Raw genomic sequence first — 15,170 nt, 5'->3', positions numbered from 1 at the left:
ATGACAGTTTCCGCCTCGGTAGAAGTCAAAAACAAGCTGGGAATCCATGCCAGACCGGCCATGATGCTGTTCGAGCTGGTGCAGGGATTCGATGCTCATGTGCTGCTGCGCAACGAAGACGGCATCGAGGCCGATGCGGACAGCGTGATCGGTCTGCTGATGCTGGACTCCGCCCAGGGCAAGCAGGTGGAGGTGCAGGTGGAGGGCCCCGAAGAAGTGGAGGCCCTGGCCGCCGTGGTGGCACTGTTCACCTCGGGCTTCAACGAGGAGTGAGCGGCACCTCCTTTGCCGTCATGACCCGGCGCGCGCCAGCGCCTTGAAGTCGTTAAAGTCCCGACAAGCCAGCAGATTCCTGCTGGCTTTTTCGTTCATCAGCGCCAGAAACAGATCGTAGAGCTCCATCGCCTCCTCGTAGTCCGCCTTGCTGATGGCAAGCACGAAGATGAGGGTGGCAGGGCTATGCCTTCTCCCAGCAGGGTGGAGACGATGCACTCCCGTTCGTGCAACGATCCTCTGAACCCCATCTCAACCAGTTGCTCTGACTCCAGCTGGTCACAGATGCGGCCAAACAGCTGTGCCTGACTGAGCGGCTCGGTGACCACCATGAAGTGGTCGGTATCGAAGTACTTGTCCAGCAGGTAGAGGCGGAAGCGATCGGTCAGTACCAGCTTGCCGAACTGCTCCAGCTGGTACGGGTCGTGAAGGGGGCGGTTTGTACCAAGGGGACGTTTTTCTCGCTCACTTTGACTGTGCTGATGACGAAGTCCAGTTCGATCTGCACCAGCCCCTCGTAATCCCGTTCTTGTGGTTCGCCAGCGGGTTGTGGCTGCCTATCTGGTAGTTGACCCGCAGCATAATGGCACTGATGTGAGCCTGCAGGTCGGCACGCAACTGCAGGTCGCCGCGAAGATCATAGGAGTAGTGCTGGTGAATGCAGGTCAGCGGATGTAAACCAGTTGCTCGCTCTTGGCGGCCATGGCCGGGCCGAGCTGGGGGGATCTGCAGTTAGGCGGGTCTGGATCTGGATGACGAGGCTGGCGATCTCCTCCTGCCCCGGCGGGGCCTGGGTTGGTAACTCGGCATGGATGTCGCGGACCACCATGGCCAGGGTCAGGCTGATGTCATCGCTGGCAAACTGGCACAGCTCGTGGCCAGCCGCCTGACGCAACAGGGTGATGGCGCAGGAGATGGTGAGTTGTTGCAGGCTCTCGTCGGCGAGGCGCAACAGATGACGGCAGAGCTGATCGTGATAACCGGTACCGCGCTGGTGGAAACTCTGAGTCATCTCACGCCAGGGAAGACGGGCCTGAGAGGTAGGCACGAAAAAGGGGCCTTGATGGCCCCTTTATTGACTCCCTTGCCGTCAGCTGGCGGGTGATGCGCTGCTGGTGGGCAGGTTCTGGTAGCGCACGTCTTCCTCTATGATGACGTCGACGTCCAGGGGCTTGCCATTGCGGATCACCGAGATGGTCAGCTTGGTGCCGGGGCGGCTCTCGACGATCTTGTCCATCACGGGGCGCACGCCGCTGATGGCCTCGCCGTTGATCTTGAGCAGCACATCCCCACGCCTGAGGCCGGCCTTGGTGGCGGGACCATCGGGATCCAGGCTCTCTACCACCAGACCCTGCAGATCCCCGAGATTCATCATGCGCGCGACTATGGGGTTGATCTCGACGCTGGAGATGCCGAGGTAGCCGCGAATGACCCGGCCATTGGCAATCAGCTCGTCCATGATCCGCTTGGCCAGCTTGTAGGGGATGGCGAAGCTGATGCCGTAGCTCTCCTGATTGCCGTTGAGGTGGTAGGCGGCGGTGTTGATGCCTACCAGATCGCCACGGCCATTGACCAGGGCGCCACCCGAGTTGCCCTCGTTGATGGCGGCATCTGTCTGCAGCAGATCCTGCCGGCCGTTGCTGTCCGGCCCCATGCTGGAGAGACCGATGCGGCCGGTGGCACTGATGATGCCCTGGGTGATGGTCTGGCCGACGTTGTAGGGGTTGCCGATGGCGAGCACCACATCGCCTACGTCGGGTAGGCGCTCGGGATCCTGCGGTATCACCGGCAGGTTGTCCGACTCTATGTAGAGCACGGCGAGATCGGTCAGCTTGTCGGTGCCGACCAGCTCGGCGCTGAATACCCGGCCATCCTGCAACGCGACTATGATCTGGTCCGCATCGGCGATGACGTGGTAGTTGGTCAGCACATGGCCGCGCTGGTTCATGATGACCCCTGAGCCCAGCCCCTGTGGCCTCAGCTCTGCTTTCTCGCCGCGATTGCCGGCGAAACTGCGGGTGTAGATGTTGACGACGGCAGGGCCGGCGCGGTGTGCGGCATAGGAGAAACTCAGCTCGCGGGAATTGGTGATGAGACCCGGCAGGGGGGCGCCGCCCCGAAAACTGGGGAACAGCAGCAACAGGAGCGCAGCCACGGTGAGGCCAAAGCCGACAGACTTGCCCAAGTAACTGATCAAAGGTGGGATTTTCATGTCATTCTCGTCCGTACATGCTGCGCGCAGAGAATAACATTATCGGTGGATCAAAATCACCCGCGGCGGTTGCCGCGGGTGTGAGGGACTTAACGGATCACCAAATAGAGCGAGGAGTCGCCACGCTGTATGTTCAGCGCCAAGACTTCCGGCTTGTTCTTCAAGGCCTTGGTCAGCTCATCCATGGAGTTGATACGCAGACGGTTGACGCCGATGATGATGTCGCCCTTCTGCAGGCCGGCGGCGGCGGCAGGGGAGCGCGGATCGATGTCGGCCACCGCTACGCCGGTCACCGGATCCGTGGTGGTGCTGAGCTTGGCCCCTTCCAGTGCCGGGTGCAGGGCGCTGGCGAGGATCTCGCTGTCATCGGCCTTCTTCAGGGTGACCTTGACGGTCTGCTCCTTGCCATCACGGATGAGGCCGAGTGCAACCTGCTTGTCGGCGCCCATGGTGGCGATCTTGGCACGCAGTTCACCGAACGAGCGGATGGGCTTGCCATCTATGCTGATGATGATGTCGCCAGCCTTGATGCCCGCCTTGGCGGCGGCAGAGTCAGGCATGACCTGGTTGACGAAGGCACCATCCTTCTTGTTGTAGCCGAAGGACTTGGCGATATCCGTGGTCAGCTCTGTGCCTGTGATCCCCAACTGGCCACGGCGCACTTCACCGTATTTCACGATCTGCTCGGACAGGTCGCGCACCATGTTGGACGGGATGGCAAAGCCGATGCCGATGTTGCCACCGTTCGGGCCCAGGATGGCGGTGTTGATGCCGATCAGCTCCCCACGTAGATTGAGCAGCGCACCACCTGAGTTGCCCGAGTTGATGGCCGCATCGGTCTGTATGAAGTTCTCCAGGTTCTCGATATTGAGGCCACTGCGACCCAGGGCGCTGACGATACCCGAGGTAACGGTCTGACCCAGGCCGAAGGGGTTGCCGATGGCCAGGGCATAGTCACCGACCCGCAGCTCGTCAGAGTCGGCGAACTTGATCTGCACCAGGTCCTCCGCCTTGATTTGCAGCAAGGCGATGTCGGACTGCTTGTCTTCGCCTATCTTCTTGGCCGCGTATTCGCGACCGTCTTTCAGGTTGACCTTGATCTCGTCCGCCTCGTGAACCACGTGAGCGTTGGTGATCACGTAGCCCTTCTTGGCATCTATGATGACGCCGGAACCGAGCGCCTGGAACGGCTGCTCGCTCACCTGCTCATCGGGCATGTTGGGGCCGAAGAAGAAGCGGAATTGTTCCGGCAGGCGCTGGCGGGTGATCTTCTTGCCAGAGACGGAGATATTGACCACGGCAGGGGTCACCTGCTCGAGGACGGGGGCCAGGCTCGGCATCTCCTGGTTGTTGCCCATCAAGGGCAGGGCGGCTTGCGCCGGTGCTGCGGACAGGGCGATACCGACACTGAGGGCTAACACACTGAATACAGAAAGAGATTTACGCATATGAGAAACAGCTCCCAGAAAAAGTTGCAGTGCAATCGTCAAGGTCTGACCACGATAAGGCGTAATTAGTTCCACCAGAGGCTAACCGGGCTGCTTGAGCAGGCCGGAGGCACCAGCGTAGTCACGGGGTGGCTGGCCGGGCTCCTCGTTGGCGGAATCAGCGGTTGCTTCTTCCGCCTGAGGTTCGCGGAACAGGGGCTCTTGCGCCTTGGCGAGGAACTTGCTCTGCTCGGCCATGTGGCGATAGAGGGTCTGGTATTGTTCAGCCAACTGCTCCATCAGAGCGGCGCTGTCGGCGAAGTGGGTGGTGATCTGGCCCTGGTAGCTTTCCAGCTCCTTGTGAGCCTTTTTCAGCTCCTGCTCCAGGCGCCCGGCATCCCGGCTGCGGACAGTGAAGCGGCCGATCAACACGCCGATGATCAGGGCGGCTACCGCCAGCAGGATCCCGTTTAACAGAGTCATAGAAGCTCCTTGTTACAGCTAAATCGATGAATTTGAGGCGGCCGGATTGACCGCGATGCCTCGTTGGCACTATACCGTGCACCCCGAGAGCGTGATACCATTTTGTCCCTCATTCAGGGACTTGGAGGCGGTTTACAGGATGACCCCGCAGCAAAAATACCAGCAGGATTTGCAGCGTCCTGGCTTTTTGGCCGACCCGGCCCAAGCGATGGCGGTGACCCGCCTGGAGCGACTCTATCAGGATTTGTGCGCCAGCCCGACTCCGACCAGATCCCGTGGCCTGCTGGGCTGGCTGCAAAAGCCGAAAGCCCGCGAGCCCATCCTGGGTCTCTATATGTGGGGCGGAGTGGGCAGAGGCAAGACCTGGCTGATGGATACTTTTTTCGACAGCCTGCCGGGGGAGCGCAAACTGCGCGTCCACTTCCACCGTTTCATGCATCGGGTGCACGACGAACTCAAGGGGCTGACCGGTCAGGCCGATCCGCTCAAGCTCATCGCCAGCAAGCTCGCCAGCGAGACAGACACCATCTGCTTTGACGAGTTTTTCGTCTCCGACATCACGGATGCCATGCTGCTGGGCACCCTGTTCCAGGAGCTCTTTGGCCATGGGGTAGTGCTGGTGGCCACCTCCAACATTCCACCCAAGGATCTCTATCGCAACGGCCTGCAACGGGCCCGTTTCTTGCCGGCCATCGAATTGATCGAGCGCCACTGCGAGGTGCTTAATGTGGATGGTGGCGTTGATTACCGGTTGCGCACCCTGGAGCAGGCGGAAATCTATCACTTCCCGCTGGATCAGCAGGCCAAGACCAATCTGGACCGCTATTTCGGGCAATTGACCGGACTGGGGCAGATCACGGCTGCGACCCTGGAGATCAACCATCGTCAGCTGAGTGCGTTGGGCGTGGGGGAAGGGGTGCTTTATATGGAGTTCGAGCAGCTCTGCTGCACCCCGCGATCCCAGGGGGACTACATAGAGCTGGCACGGGAGTTTCACACAGTGCTGCTGGCCAACGTGCAGCCTATGGGCACAGGCACTGACGATGCGGCCCGCCGCTTCATCGCCATGGTGGACGAGTTCTATGAGCGGCACGTCAAACTCATTCTGTCGGCGGCGGTGCCCATGGCCGCGCTCTACGGCGATGGCCTGCTGAATTTCGAATTCAAGCGCTGTCTTTCACGGCTCCAGGAAATGCAATCGCACGAATACCTTGCCAGAGTGCACCTTCCTTAGTCACAATACCGCGCCTGCCAGTCGGATGGGCATCTGCGGCAGGTAGGGCCGGGCGACATTTGCTAGCTTCATGGCAGTGAAATTAGCAGGTGATATTTAAGGCAACTTCACTTATAATCGCCCGGCCCACGTTACAGCTGTCGATAAGACAGCAACACTTTAAGCTTTACTTGTATTCGAAGGGGTACAGGTAGGCCATCGTTTGTTGTTTGTGGGAGAGCCCCCATAAGCAATTGGGTCTGTAACAGGTAATTGGGTTTAACTTAATGAAAACTTTCGTTGCCAAGCCAGAAACCGTAAAACGTGACTGGTACATTGTGGACGCAGAGGGTAAAACTCTGGGTCGTATCGCAACCGAGATCGCTGCTCGTCTGCGTGGTAAGCACAAAGCTGAATACACTCCGCACGTTGACACCGGTGATTACATCATCGTTGTAAACGCTGAGAAGGTACACGTAACCGGTAAGAAATTTACCGACAAAATGTACCACGCTCACTCCGGTTTCCCGGGTGGTATCAAGTCCATCAGCTTTGACAAGCTGATTCAGCGCAAGCCGGAAATGGTAATCGAAGCTGCCGTCAAGGGCATGCTGCCGAAGGGTCCGCTGGGCCGTGCCATGTTCCGTAAGCTGAAAGTTTACGCAGGCGCAGAGCACGCTCATGCTGCTCAGCAACCTCAAGTACTGGATATCTAACGGGAACTGGCAACATGGCAGAAAATCAATACTACGGTACCGGCCGTCGCAAAAGCTCCACTGCTCGCGTCTTTATCAAAGCGGGTAGCGGTAAAATCATCATCAACCAGCGCTCCCTGGAGCAATACTTCGGCCGCCCGACTGCCCGCATGGTAGTTCGTCAGCCGCTGGAACTGGTTGAGATGACCGAGAAACTGGATCTGTACATCACCGTTAACGGTGGTGGCATCTCCGGTCAAGCTGGTGCGATCCGCCACGGTATCACTCGTGCTCTGATGCAGTACGACGAGACCCTGCGTTCTGAACTGCGTAAAGCTGGCTTTGTTACTCGCGATGCCCGTAAGGTTGAGCGTAAGAAAGTTGGTCTGCACAAAGCGCGTAAGCGTCCGCAGTACTCCAAGCGTTAATTCGCTTTTGGTACGCACTCTCACGAGTGTCAAAAAAGCCTGGCCATGTGCCAGGCTTTTTTTATTGGTAATATTACATACGCCAATGCTAACCATACGTCACAAAAGACAAAAATTTGTGTATTTATTGTTTTTGCCCATCGCTTCTCTTTCTTGTCAAATTGTTATCTTTTCTTTAAAATTTCCATGGTCTTTCTGTGTCAATTGCCACTCCGCCTCCGCCGCAGTTGTCAGAGGGAGAGGAGATAGGAAACGGGGACACTATAAGAATGAGCGGAGTCCACATGGGAGAGTTTTTGGATGAGCAATGCGCCAGTTGATACCGGTCGCCGCAGATTTCTTACCTGGTCAACGGTTGCCGTTGGCGGAGTAGGAGCTGCTTTTACCGCAGTGCCGTTTATAAAGTCATGGAATCCGAGTGCCAAAGCCAAAGCGGCAGGGGCACCGGTAGAGGTGGATATCAGCAAGTTGGAGCCGGGTCAGCTGATCCGCGTCGAGTGGCGCGGCAAGCCGGTCTGGGTGGTGAAGCGCACCAAGCAGACGCTGGATGCCCTGGCCACGCACGATGACAAACTGCGTGATCCCGCTTCCGATGAGCCACAACAGCCGGACTATGCCCATAACGGTTACAGATCCATCAAGCCGGAGATCTTCGTGGCGGTCGGTATCTGTACCCATCTGGGGTGCTCCCCTTCCTACCTGCCGGATAGCTTCGGTGAGCAGGTGCAAGGGGTGACCTCCGGCTTCTTCTGCCCATGCCATGGTTCCAAGTTCGACATGGCCGGTCGAGTGTTCCAGGGCGTGCCCGCACCGCTGAACCTGGTCATTCCGCCATACCAATTTCTTAGCGACACCACCATTCTGGTCGGTGCCGATGGCAAGGAGGCCTGACCATGTTTGCCAAACTCATGGGCTGGATTGACGATCGTTTCCCGCTCACGGCCATGTACAACGACCACATGGCCAAGTATCCGGCTCCCAAGAACCTGAACTTCTGGTACTTCTTCGGTTCCCTTGCCATGTTGGTGCTGGTCAACCAGATCATCACCGGCATCTGGCTCACCATGAACTACAACCCGTCGGCGGAGGGTGCCTTTGCCTCCGTGGAATACATAATGCGGGACGTGGACTACGGCTGGCTGCTGCGCTACATGCACTCCACCGGTGCCTCCGCCTTCTTCGTTGTGGTCTATCTGCACATGTTTCGCGGCATGATCTATGGCTCCTATCAGAAGCCGCGCGAGCTGCTGTGGATCTTCGGCATGCTGATCTTCCTGGTGCTGATGGCCGAAGCCTTCATGGGTTACCTGCTGCCCTGGGGACAGATGTCGTTCTGGGGTGCCCAGGTCATCATCTCGCTGTTTGGTGCCATTCCGGTCATCGGCGACGATCTGACCCTGTGGATCCGGGGTGACTACGTCATCTCTGGGGCTACCCTGAACCGTTTCTTCGCGCTGCACGTCATCGCCTTGCCGCTGGTGCTGGTGATGCTGGTGGCCATGCACATCCTGGCGCTGCACGAAGTCGGCTCCAACAACCCGGATGGGATCGACATCAAGAAGCACAAGGATGAGAAAGGCTGGCCGCTGGATGCGGTGGCGTTCCACCCTTACTTCACCGTCAAGGACATGATAGGTGTGGCGGGCTTCTTGTTCCTGTTCTGCGCCATCATCTTCTTCAAGCCGGATATGTGGGGCTACTTCCTCGAGAAGCCGAACTTCGAAGTGGCGAACGGGCTGAAGACCCCGGCGCACATAGCCCCGGTCTGGTACTTCACTCCCTTCTACGCCATCTTGCGCGCTGTGCCGGACAAGCTGCTGGGGGTCATCATGATGGGGCTTTCCATCGTCGTGCTGTTCCTGCTGCCTTGGCTTGATCGCTGCAAGGTACGTTCGGTGCGCTACCGCAGCACCCTGCACAAGCTGAACATCGCCCAGTTTGTGGTCTGCTTCGTCATTCTGGGTGTGCTGGGCGTACTGCCATCGACGCCTATGCTGACGCTGATCGCGCAGCTTTGCACTCTGGGTTATTTCGGGTTCTTCGTCCTGTTGTTCTTCTACAGCAAGAATGAAAGCACCAAGCCGCTGCCGGAGAGGGTGACATTCAAATGAAAAGAATAATTTTTGCAGTGCTGGCCCTGCTGCCCGGTCTGGTATTGGCCGCTGGCGGTGGCTTCCCCCTCGACAAGGCAGAGTACGATCTGAGTGACAAGGCATCCCTGCAACGGGGTGCTGCGACCTTCATGAACTACTGTGCAGGTTGTCATTCCACCCAATACCAGCGTTATAACCGGGTGGCTGCCGATATCGGCATTCCGGAAGAGTTGATGAAGGAACACCTGGTCTTCACCGGTGCCAAGATAGGTGATCTGATGAAGAGCGCCATGTCAGAGAAGGATGCGGCGCGCTGGTTCGGGGCGCCGCCGCCGGACCTGACCCTGGTGGCCAGGGTGCGGGGAGCTGACTGGATTTACACCTATCTTCGTTCCTTCTATGTGGACGAAACCCGACCGTTCGGGGTGAACAATGCGGTCTTCCCGTCCGTGGGCATGCCCCACGTATTGGAGCCGTTGCAGGGGACTCCCCGTGCCGAGTTTGAGACGCATACCCTGGATGGAGTGGAGATGCAGCAAGTCGTCAGCATCAAATCTGACGGCAATGGTGAAATGAACAACGAAGAATATGATCAGACGGTACTGGATCTGGTAAACTTCTTGGTCTACTCGGCTGAGCCGGTGCAACAGGAGCGCGAACGCATGGGCTTCTGGGTGCTCGGTTTCATCGCAATCTTCTTCATCTTCACTGTGCTGTTGAAGAAGGAATTCTGGCGCGACGTTCACTAAGCGACCAGATCGGAGTAATATGACGCACGGCAATGAAGATCAAGATGCTTCATTGCCGTTTCTGCTTTTTAATGACGGGAGGGTTCAATGGCTGTAGCTGCCAATAAGCGTTCGGTAATGACGCTGTTTTCCGGTGCCAACGATATGTTCAGCCATCAGGTGCGCATTGTCCTGGCGGAGAAGGGTGTTAGCGTAGATATCTGCCAGGTTGACCCGAGCAACCTGCCGGACGAGCTGGCCGAGCTGAACCCGTACAACACTGTGCCGACTTTGGTGGATCGCGAGCTGGCGTTGTACACCTCACGCATCATCATGGAGTATCTGGACGAGCGCTTCCCGCATCCGCCCCTGATGCCTGTCTATCCGGTGGCTCGCGGCAACAGCCGTCTGATGATGCATCGCATCGAGCTGGACTGGTACTCTCTGGCTGACAAGATCATGGCGGGCACCGATACCGAAGCCGCCCGTGCCGAGCTGCGTGACAACCTGCTGGCCATCGCCCCTATCTTTGGCGAAATGCCTTACTTCATGAGCGAAGAGTTCGGTCTGGTTGACTGCTACATGGCGCCGCTGCTGTGGCGTCTGCCGAGCCTGGGCATCGACTTCACCGGTCGTGGTGCCAAAGAGCTGAAGGCCTACATGGTCCGTCTGTTCGAACGTGAATCCTTCCAGGCGTCTCTGACCGAGGCTGAACGCGAGATCCGTGCCAGCGTATGAGTAGTTCGGAGCAGACCATGACACCCAGTCGCCCCTATTTGTTGCGGGCGTTTTTTGACTGGTTGCTGGATAACGACTTGACCCCGCATCTGGTGGTCAATGCCAATATCCCCCATGTGATGGTACCGATGCAGTTTGTGCAGGATGGGCAAATTGTCCTGAACATAGCGCCTCGGGCCGTGGGCCAGTTCCACATGGATAATGATGCCGTCAGCTTCAGCGCCCGTTTCGGCGGCGTGTCACAGCAGGTCTATATTCCCATGGCGGCCATATTGGCCATTCATGCCAGGGAAAACGGCGTGGGAACCCTGTTCCCGCCTGAGCCGGGCTACGATCTCTGGCTGGAGCAGGCCGAGGCACCGGTAGAACCCGAGCCGGAGCCGCCGCGCCCGACGGGTCGTCCGACCCTGAAAGTCATCAAATAAAAAACGCAGCCAACTGGCTGCGTTTTTTTATCTCATCATTGCCCGCTTAGTTCTGGGCAAACTCGAAGGCCTTGATCACCTGCTTGACCCCACTGACGTGGCGGGCGATCTCCACTGCCTGATCCCCTTCCTGACGGGTCACCAAGCCGATGAGAAACACCTCGCTGTTCTCGGTGACTACCTTGACCTTGGTACTGTCGAAGTTCTTGGTGCCCAGCATGTCGGCCCGTACCTTGGAGGTGATCCAGGTATCGTTGCTGCGCACCCCTATGCTCACCGGCTTGCCGAGACGCAGCTCATTGTAGACATGACGCACCCCTTCGATCCGGCCCACAATTTTGCCCGCCTCCTGCTTGTATGCGTCAGAGGGTGTCTGACCGACCAGCAAGACGCGGCCGTTGTTGCTGTAGACGCTGATCTTGCTAGCGGCGCTCAGCGGCTTGTTGTCGGCCAGCAGATTGGCCGCCTTCAGCTCTATGGCCTGATCGTCCCACTGGGCACCCAGGGTGCGACGATCCCCGGTCGCCTTGGCGGTACCGGCTGCGCCACCGACTACCACGGCGGCACAGCCTTGCAGCAGCAGGGCACCGGTCAGCAGGGCGAGTGCGAGAATAGGCTTCTTCATGGTTTCAATCTTCCTGTTGCGGGAAAAGTGTCTGGTCGATGAGATCACAGAGGCAGTGCAGGGTCAACAGATTCACTTCCAGAATGCGAGGACGGCGGGCGGATGGCACGCGGATCTCCACATCGTTGGGCCCGAGCAGGCCGGCTATCTCGCCACCGTCGCCCCCCCCGAGCACTATGATGGTCATGTCGCGGGAGAGTGCCGCCTCGGCGGCCTTGATCAGGCTGCGGCTGTTGCCCGTGGTGGTGAGCACCACCAGGATGTCGCCGGGCTGACCCAGAGCCCTGATCTGCTTGGCATAGACCTCTTCGAAGCCGTGATCGGTGGCGATGGCGCTGATGGTGGCCATATCTGGGGTCAGAGCCAGGCCGGGCAGGGAGGGGCGTGGTGTCTCGTAGCAGTTGACCAGCTCGGAGATGAACAGCTGTGCCAGGGCCGAGGAGGGGCCATTGCCGCATGCCATGACCTTGTGGCCATTGAGCAGGCAGATGGTCAGCATCTGGGCCGCGGTGTGGATGGCGTCCGGCAGCGCCTCGGCGGCGGCTATCTTGGTCTGGATGCTTTCGGTGTAATTCTCTTTGATGGGATCAGTCATGGGGTCCTCTTAAAATGCGCTCTGGATCCAGTCTGGCTGGTCGCCCTCGAACGCGATCACATCGAATCGGCAGGCCTGGCTGGCCTCGTTGATGGCATGTTGCTTGAAATAGTGGCGCGCGGCCAGCACGATCTTGTGCTGCTTGCGTTGGGTGACCGAGCTGGCGGCTCCGCCATGGCTGGCCCGAGCGCGATATCTGACCTCGACAAACACCAGGGTATCCCCCTGGCGCATGATCAGATCTATTTCACCGCCACGGCAGCGGTAGTTGCGGGTCACGGGTTGCAGGCCGCGGGCCTGCAACCAGCGTTCCGCTACTTGCTCAAAGTGCTGTCCCTTGCTCGTCGCTGCCGACGGCAACAGGTTCAACCACTGCTGGTGCAGTTGTGCCAGTAGCCTCTTCATGGGTGGTGTCCTCCAGCTGGGGCACGGCGCTGTCGCTGACCAGCTTGCCATTCTGGTAGGTGGCCCAGTCCAGCATGCGCACTATGTTGCCCTGCGGATCCACGCTCAGTTGGCCGCTCATGCCCGGTTGCTGCATGGCATTGAGCTTGCGCATCTGCGGCAGGTTTCCGGCCAGACTGACCGCGTCGTAGCCGAGGGCAAACAGGCGCAGCAGGTCACCCTGGGTCTGTGGCCAGAGCAGGGCTATCTGCTCCCGTTGCTGCTCATAGCCTCCCAGCAGCAGCGGCATGTCGGAGATGTGCATGCCGTTGAGTTCGGAAGCCACCTCGGTCGCCCCGCTGTCATAGCCTCGCGAGCTGCTGTAGATGGGCAGGCTGCCCATGGGATTGACCGAGATGTCCACATAGGGCTTGATCATCCGGGTCTCCAGGCTGTTGGCCACCACATAGACGGCATCTATGCTGCGCGGCGCCGCATCAGAGAGCTGCACTATCTCCCCGGCCCGGGCGGTGGAACGACCGCTCAGGGCATTCTTGACCATGCCCTGCACCTCGTTGCGCGCCCCGAAGGTGGCGACTACGGGCTTCTCCTGGCTGACGCCAGCCCAGGCCTGCTCGAACGCCTTGATGCTGCTGTAGCCAATCCGGCCTTGCGCCGCGATCAGCAGCGGCTTGCGGTAACCCTGACCATAGAGGTACTGGGCGGCCTGGCTCGCATCGGCGGCGGCGGAGAGGGAGAAGTAGAAGGTGTTGTCGTTGATGATCGGCTTGTCCAGCTCGTTGAGCGCCAGCACCGGCACGGTCGGGCTGGCCTTGAGCAGCTCCTCGACCTGGTCTTTGAGCAGAGGGCCTATGATCATGTTGGCCCCCTCCTGGATCGCCTGCTTGTAGAGATCCCCCATCGCCTTGCCCTGAGTGTCATAGAAGTTCAGGGTGAATTGCCCCTGATTCTCCTTGTAGGACATCAGCATGCCGTTGCGGATGGCGGCGCCTTGCGCCTCCAGGTTGCCGGAGAGGGGCAGGAAGACGGCGACCTGCTGCAGTGTGCCTGTGTCCGTGGTGGCGAGATCCCCGAGGCCGGCCGGCATGTCAGTTTGGGCCGGATGGTTCGGGAAGCTCTGCTTCCAGCCTGCGAGCTGGCGGGCGAGTTGACTCGGCTGGGCGCCGAATTCGTTCACCAGTGCCGCCAGTCGCAGCCAGCCAGTGGTCACGTCGGGGGCCGGTGCCTCTTCCAGCGCCTGCAGGGTGGAGGGGGTCATGCTTTTCAGCAGGGACCAGATCTGCTGGTGGTTGGTGGCCAGCTCATTCTTGGCCAGGTAAGGCTCCAGCAGGGTCAGCGACTTGGCGGCACCAAACTTGTTGTTGATGTCCAGTTGCAGCACCACCCGCTGGCGATACCAATCCTTCTGGGTATCGGCATCGAGGGCCACTTCCGGCTTGCCTTCCAGCAGGATCAGGGCCTGATTGGCATTGCCCTGGGCCAGCAGGAGGTGCGCCTGCAGCAGCTGCAGTTGTGCCTGCTGCACCGGGTTGCCGGCCTGCTTCTGCAACTGTTGATATAGGGCGGCGGCCGGTTTGGCCTGGCCGAGCGCCAGATAGCTGCGCGCCGCCATCACCTGCCAGGTGAAGGCCTCAGCCGGTTTGGCGGGATCCACCTGCTCCAGATACCATTGGGCATTCTTGGTCAGATCCGAGAACGCCGACGGCATGCCGGGCTCCGCGGAAGATGGGTTGGGCTCCGACGCACAGGCGGCGAGCAGTACTGCCGCGAGTATGATGCCGAAGAGTCGTGATACACTTAGCTGCTTTGTAACCCGGTTCAAGTTCATTCCCCGACCAGTGTTGAAGTTCTCCATAGTGTAAACGGGCCAATATGGCGACACAATTGTCGGGACACTCGGAGATCCCATGAGTGACACCCCAACCCTGTATATAGTCCCCACTCCCATCGGTAATCTGGCGGATATCACCCAGCGTGCATTGGACATTTTACGCAGCGTCGATCTGGTGGCCGCCGAAGATACCCGGCACTCCGGCATCCTGCTCAGCCATTACCAGATCTCGGTGCCGACCTTCGCCCTGCACGATCACAACGAACAACAGAAGGCGGATGTGCTGATCGACCGGATCAAGGAGGGCAAGAGCATCGCCCTGGTGTCGGATGCGGGCACCCCGCTCATCAGCGACCCCGGCTATCACCTGGTCACCCGCTGTCGCGAGGCCGGGGTCAAGGTGGTGCCGCTGCCGGGACCTTGCGCCGCCATCACGGCACTCTCTGCCGCAGGTCTGCCCACAGATCGCTTCGCCTTCGAAGGATTTCTGCCTGCGAAAGCCAAGGGCCGTGACGATCGGCTGCAGGCCGTCATCGAAGACACCCGCTCCCTGGTGTTCTATGAGTCACCGCGCCGGGTGCAGGATACGGTGGAAGCCATCGCTCGCATTCTCGGTGAACGCCAGGTGGTGGTGTGTCGCGAGCTGACCAAGACTTTCGAATCCATCCACGGTCTGCCTGCCTCCGAGATGCTGACCTGGCTTGGAGAAGACGATAATCGCTGCCGTGGCGAAATCGTGCTGGTGGTCGCCGGTGCCAGCAAGGTGGATGAAGAGTTGCCCGCCGAGGCTATCCGCACCCTTGGGCTGCTGGTAGCGGAGCTGCCGCTGAAAAAAGCGGCGGCCTTGACCGCCGAGATCCACGGCGTGAAGAAGAATGCCCTCTACAAATACGGTCTCGAGCACCACTGAGCCGTGCAAGCAGGCCAATGAGCACCGCCAAGGCGTAAAAATAGGCAAAATGAGAGCGTTCTGACTGGCGCAGGCCAGGGGGCCCGCAA

At 59.3% G+C, this 15,170-nt stretch carries 17 protein-coding genes and 1 pseudogene; 10 read left to right on the top strand and 8 right to left on the bottom strand.

Annotation, left to right across the window (positions count from 1 at the left end; genetic code table 11):
- A complete protein-coding gene (gene npr, locus ACB039_RS05560) occupies window positions 1–273 on the top strand; it encodes a PTS phosphocarrier protein NPr (RefSeq protein WP_005331359.1) in 273 nt (90 codons plus the stop codon).
- Window positions 274–291: 18 nt separating this feature from the next.
- Here the strand turns inward: npr and ACB039_RS05555 are convergent.
- From ACB039_RS05555 to ACB039_RS05540, 4 genes and pseudogenes are all read right to left on the bottom strand, one after another.
- A pseudogene (locus ACB039_RS05555) lies at window positions 292–1,339 on the bottom strand (transcription antiterminator BglG); the annotation flags it as partial.
- 24 nt (window positions 1,340–1,363) lie between these two features.
- A complete protein-coding gene (gene degS / locus ACB039_RS05550; RefSeq protein WP_041204883.1) occupies window positions 1,364–2,485 on the bottom strand; it encodes an outer membrane-stress sensor serine endopeptidase DegS in 1,122 nt (373 codons plus the stop codon).
- Window positions 2,486–2,574: 89 nt separating this feature from the next.
- Window positions 2,575–3,933, bottom strand: coding sequence for a Do family serine endopeptidase (locus ACB039_RS05545; RefSeq protein ID WP_371165273.1), 1,359 nt, complete (start codon window positions 3,931–3,933; stop codon window positions 2,575–2,577).
- Window positions 3,934–4,014: 81 nt separating this feature from the next.
- Complete coding sequence (locus ACB039_RS05540; protein ID WP_005331369.1) at window positions 4,015–4,395, bottom strand: YhcB family protein; 381 nt, start codon at window positions 4,393–4,395, stop codon at window positions 4,015–4,017.
- A gap of 139 nt (window positions 4,396–4,534) precedes the next feature.
- Between ACB039_RS05540 and zapE the strand changes: the two genes are divergently transcribed.
- The 8 genes from zapE (at window position 4,535) to ACB039_RS05500 (ending at window position 10,715) form a co-directional block, all read left to right on the top strand.
- Window positions 4,535–5,629, top strand: coding sequence for a cell division protein ZapE (gene zapE, locus ACB039_RS05535; protein WP_041204885.1), 1,095 nt, complete (start codon window positions 4,535–4,537; stop codon window positions 5,627–5,629).
- 266 nt (window positions 5,630–5,895) lie between these two features.
- Complete coding sequence (rplM, locus tag ACB039_RS05530) at window positions 5,896–6,324, top strand: 50S ribosomal protein L13 (protein WP_005336289.1); 429 nt, start codon at window positions 5,896–5,898, stop codon at window positions 6,322–6,324.
- A gap of 14 nt (window positions 6,325–6,338) precedes the next feature.
- Entirely contained in the window at window positions 6,339–6,731 is a 393-nt protein-coding gene (gene rpsI, locus ACB039_RS05525) for a 30S ribosomal protein S9 (protein ID WP_005331372.1), read from the top strand.
- 300 nt (window positions 6,732–7,031) lie between these two features.
- Window positions 7,032–7,622: a ubiquinol-cytochrome c reductase iron-sulfur subunit gene (gene petA, locus ACB039_RS05520; RefSeq protein WP_025328515.1), complete on the top strand. Its 591-nt coding sequence runs from the start codon at window positions 7,032–7,034 to the stop codon at window positions 7,620–7,622.
- A gap of 2 nt (window positions 7,623–7,624) precedes the next feature.
- A complete protein-coding gene (locus ACB039_RS05515; RefSeq protein ID WP_005331374.1) occupies window positions 7,625–8,842 on the top strand; it encodes a cytochrome bc complex cytochrome b subunit in 1,218 nt (405 codons plus the stop codon).
- Window positions 8,839–9,573, top strand: coding sequence for a cytochrome c1 (locus ACB039_RS05510; protein ID WP_041204887.1), 735 nt, complete (start codon window positions 8,839–8,841; stop codon window positions 9,571–9,573). Before ACB039_RS05515 ends, ACB039_RS05510 begins: the two co-directional genes overlap by 4 nt.
- Window positions 9,574–9,660: 87 nt before the next feature.
- A complete protein-coding gene (sspA, locus tag ACB039_RS05505; protein WP_025328513.1) occupies window positions 9,661–10,290 on the top strand; it encodes a stringent starvation protein SspA in 630 nt (209 codons plus the stop codon).
- 17 nt (window positions 10,291–10,307) lie between these two features.
- A complete protein-coding gene (locus ACB039_RS05500) occupies window positions 10,308–10,715 on the top strand; it encodes a ClpXP protease specificity-enhancing factor (RefSeq protein ID WP_025328512.1) in 408 nt (135 codons plus the stop codon).
- A 46-nt stretch (window positions 10,716–10,761) separates the two neighbouring features.
- Here ACB039_RS05500 and dolP read toward each other — a convergent pair whose 3' ends face one another.
- Genes dolP through ACB039_RS05480 form a run of 4 tightly spaced genes read right to left on the bottom strand, consistent with a single transcriptional unit; the run spans window position 10,762 to window position 14,048 of the window.
- Window positions 10,762–11,340: a division/outer membrane stress-associated lipid-binding lipoprotein gene (dolP, locus tag ACB039_RS05495; RefSeq protein ID WP_005331387.1), complete on the bottom strand. Its 579-nt coding sequence runs from the start codon at window positions 11,338–11,340 to the stop codon at window positions 10,762–10,764.
- A 4-nt stretch (window positions 11,341–11,344) separates the two neighbouring features.
- The gene (locus ACB039_RS05490) at window positions 11,345–11,935 is read right to left on the bottom strand and encodes an SIS domain-containing protein (RefSeq protein WP_005331389.1); all 591 of its coding nucleotides are present in this window, start codon (window positions 11,933–11,935) and stop codon (window positions 11,345–11,347) included.
- Window positions 11,936–11,944: 9 nt separating this feature from the next.
- A complete protein-coding gene (locus ACB039_RS05485; protein WP_081805612.1) occupies window positions 11,945–12,340 on the bottom strand; it encodes a YraN family protein in 396 nt (131 codons plus the stop codon).
- Window positions 12,258–14,048 carry a penicillin-binding protein activator gene (locus ACB039_RS05480; RefSeq protein ID WP_005331397.1) on the bottom strand — a complete coding sequence of 597 codons (1,791 nt, stop codon included), beginning with the start codon at window positions 14,046–14,048 and terminating at the stop codon, window positions 12,258–12,260. Before ACB039_RS05480 ends, ACB039_RS05485 begins: the two co-directional genes overlap by 83 nt.
- A gap of 199 nt (window positions 14,049–14,247) precedes the next feature.
- Here ACB039_RS05480 and rsmI point away from each other — a divergent pair, with 199 nt between their 5' ends.
- Window positions 14,248–15,081 carry a 16S rRNA (cytidine(1402)-2'-O)-methyltransferase gene (rsmI, locus tag ACB039_RS05475; RefSeq protein ID WP_041204888.1) on the top strand — a complete coding sequence of 278 codons (834 nt, stop codon included), beginning with the start codon at window positions 14,248–14,250 and terminating at the stop codon, window positions 15,079–15,081.
- Window positions 15,082–15,170 lie beyond the last annotated feature (89 nt).

The sequence above is a fragment of the Aeromonas sp. S2(2024) genome (assembly GCF_041402505.1).
Classification (GTDB): Bacteria; Pseudomonadota; Gammaproteobacteria; order Enterobacterales; family Aeromonadaceae; genus Aeromonas; species Aeromonas media.
The sequence above is the reverse complement of the archived record's forward strand: the minus strand, read 5'-3'. Positions and strand labels throughout refer to the sequence as shown.

Bases quoted from the DNA above. Each gene is read 5' to 3' on its own strand.
- npr (WP_005331359.1), top strand. From the start codon at position 1: ATGACAGTTTCCGCCTCGGTAGAAGTCAAAAACAAGCTGGGAATCCAT.
- degS (WP_041204883.1), bottom strand. From the start codon at position 2,485: ATGAAAATCCCACCTTTGATCAGTTACTTGGGCAAGTCTGTCGGCTTT.
- ACB039_RS05545 (WP_371165273.1), bottom strand. From the start codon at position 3,933: ATGCGTAAATCTCTTTCTGTATTCAGTGTGTTAGCCCTCAGTGTCGGT.
- ACB039_RS05540 (WP_005331369.1), bottom strand. From the start codon at position 4,395: ATGACTCTGTTAAACGGGATCCTGCTGGCGGTAGCCGCCCTGATCATC.
- zapE (WP_041204885.1), top strand. From the start codon at position 4,535: ATGACCCCGCAGCAAAAATACCAGCAGGATTTGCAGCGTCCTGGCTTT.
- rplM (WP_005336289.1), top strand. From the start codon at position 5,896: ATGAAAACTTTCGTTGCCAAGCCAGAAACCGTAAAACGTGACTGGTAC.
- rpsI (WP_005331372.1), top strand. From the start codon at position 6,339: ATGGCAGAAAATCAATACTACGGTACCGGCCGTCGCAAAAGCTCCACT.
- petA (WP_025328515.1), top strand. From the start codon at position 7,032: ATGAGCAATGCGCCAGTTGATACCGGTCGCCGCAGATTTCTTACCTGG.
- ACB039_RS05515 (WP_005331374.1), top strand. From the start codon at position 7,625: ATGTTTGCCAAACTCATGGGCTGGATTGACGATCGTTTCCCGCTCACG.
- ACB039_RS05510 (WP_041204887.1), top strand. From the start codon at position 8,839: ATGAAAAGAATAATTTTTGCAGTGCTGGCCCTGCTGCCCGGTCTGGTA.
- sspA (WP_025328513.1), top strand. From the start codon at position 9,661: ATGGCTGTAGCTGCCAATAAGCGTTCGGTAATGACGCTGTTTTCCGGT.
- ACB039_RS05500 (WP_025328512.1), top strand. From the start codon at position 10,308: ATGACACCCAGTCGCCCCTATTTGTTGCGGGCGTTTTTTGACTGGTTG.
- dolP (WP_005331387.1), bottom strand. From the start codon at position 11,340: ATGAAGAAGCCTATTCTCGCACTCGCCCTGCTGACCGGTGCCCTGCTG.
- ACB039_RS05490 (WP_005331389.1), bottom strand. From the start codon at position 11,935: ATGACTGATCCCATCAAAGAGAATTACACCGAAAGCATCCAGACCAAG.
- ACB039_RS05485 (WP_081805612.1), bottom strand. From the start codon at position 12,340: ATGAAGAGGCTACTGGCACAACTGCACCAGCAGTGGTTGAACCTGTTG.
- ACB039_RS05480 (WP_005331397.1), bottom strand. From the start codon at position 14,048: ATGCCGTCGGCGTTCTCGGATCTGACCAAGAATGCCCAATGGTATCTG.
- rsmI (WP_041204888.1), top strand. From the start codon at position 14,248: ATGAGTGACACCCCAACCCTGTATATAGTCCCCACTCCCATCGGTAAT.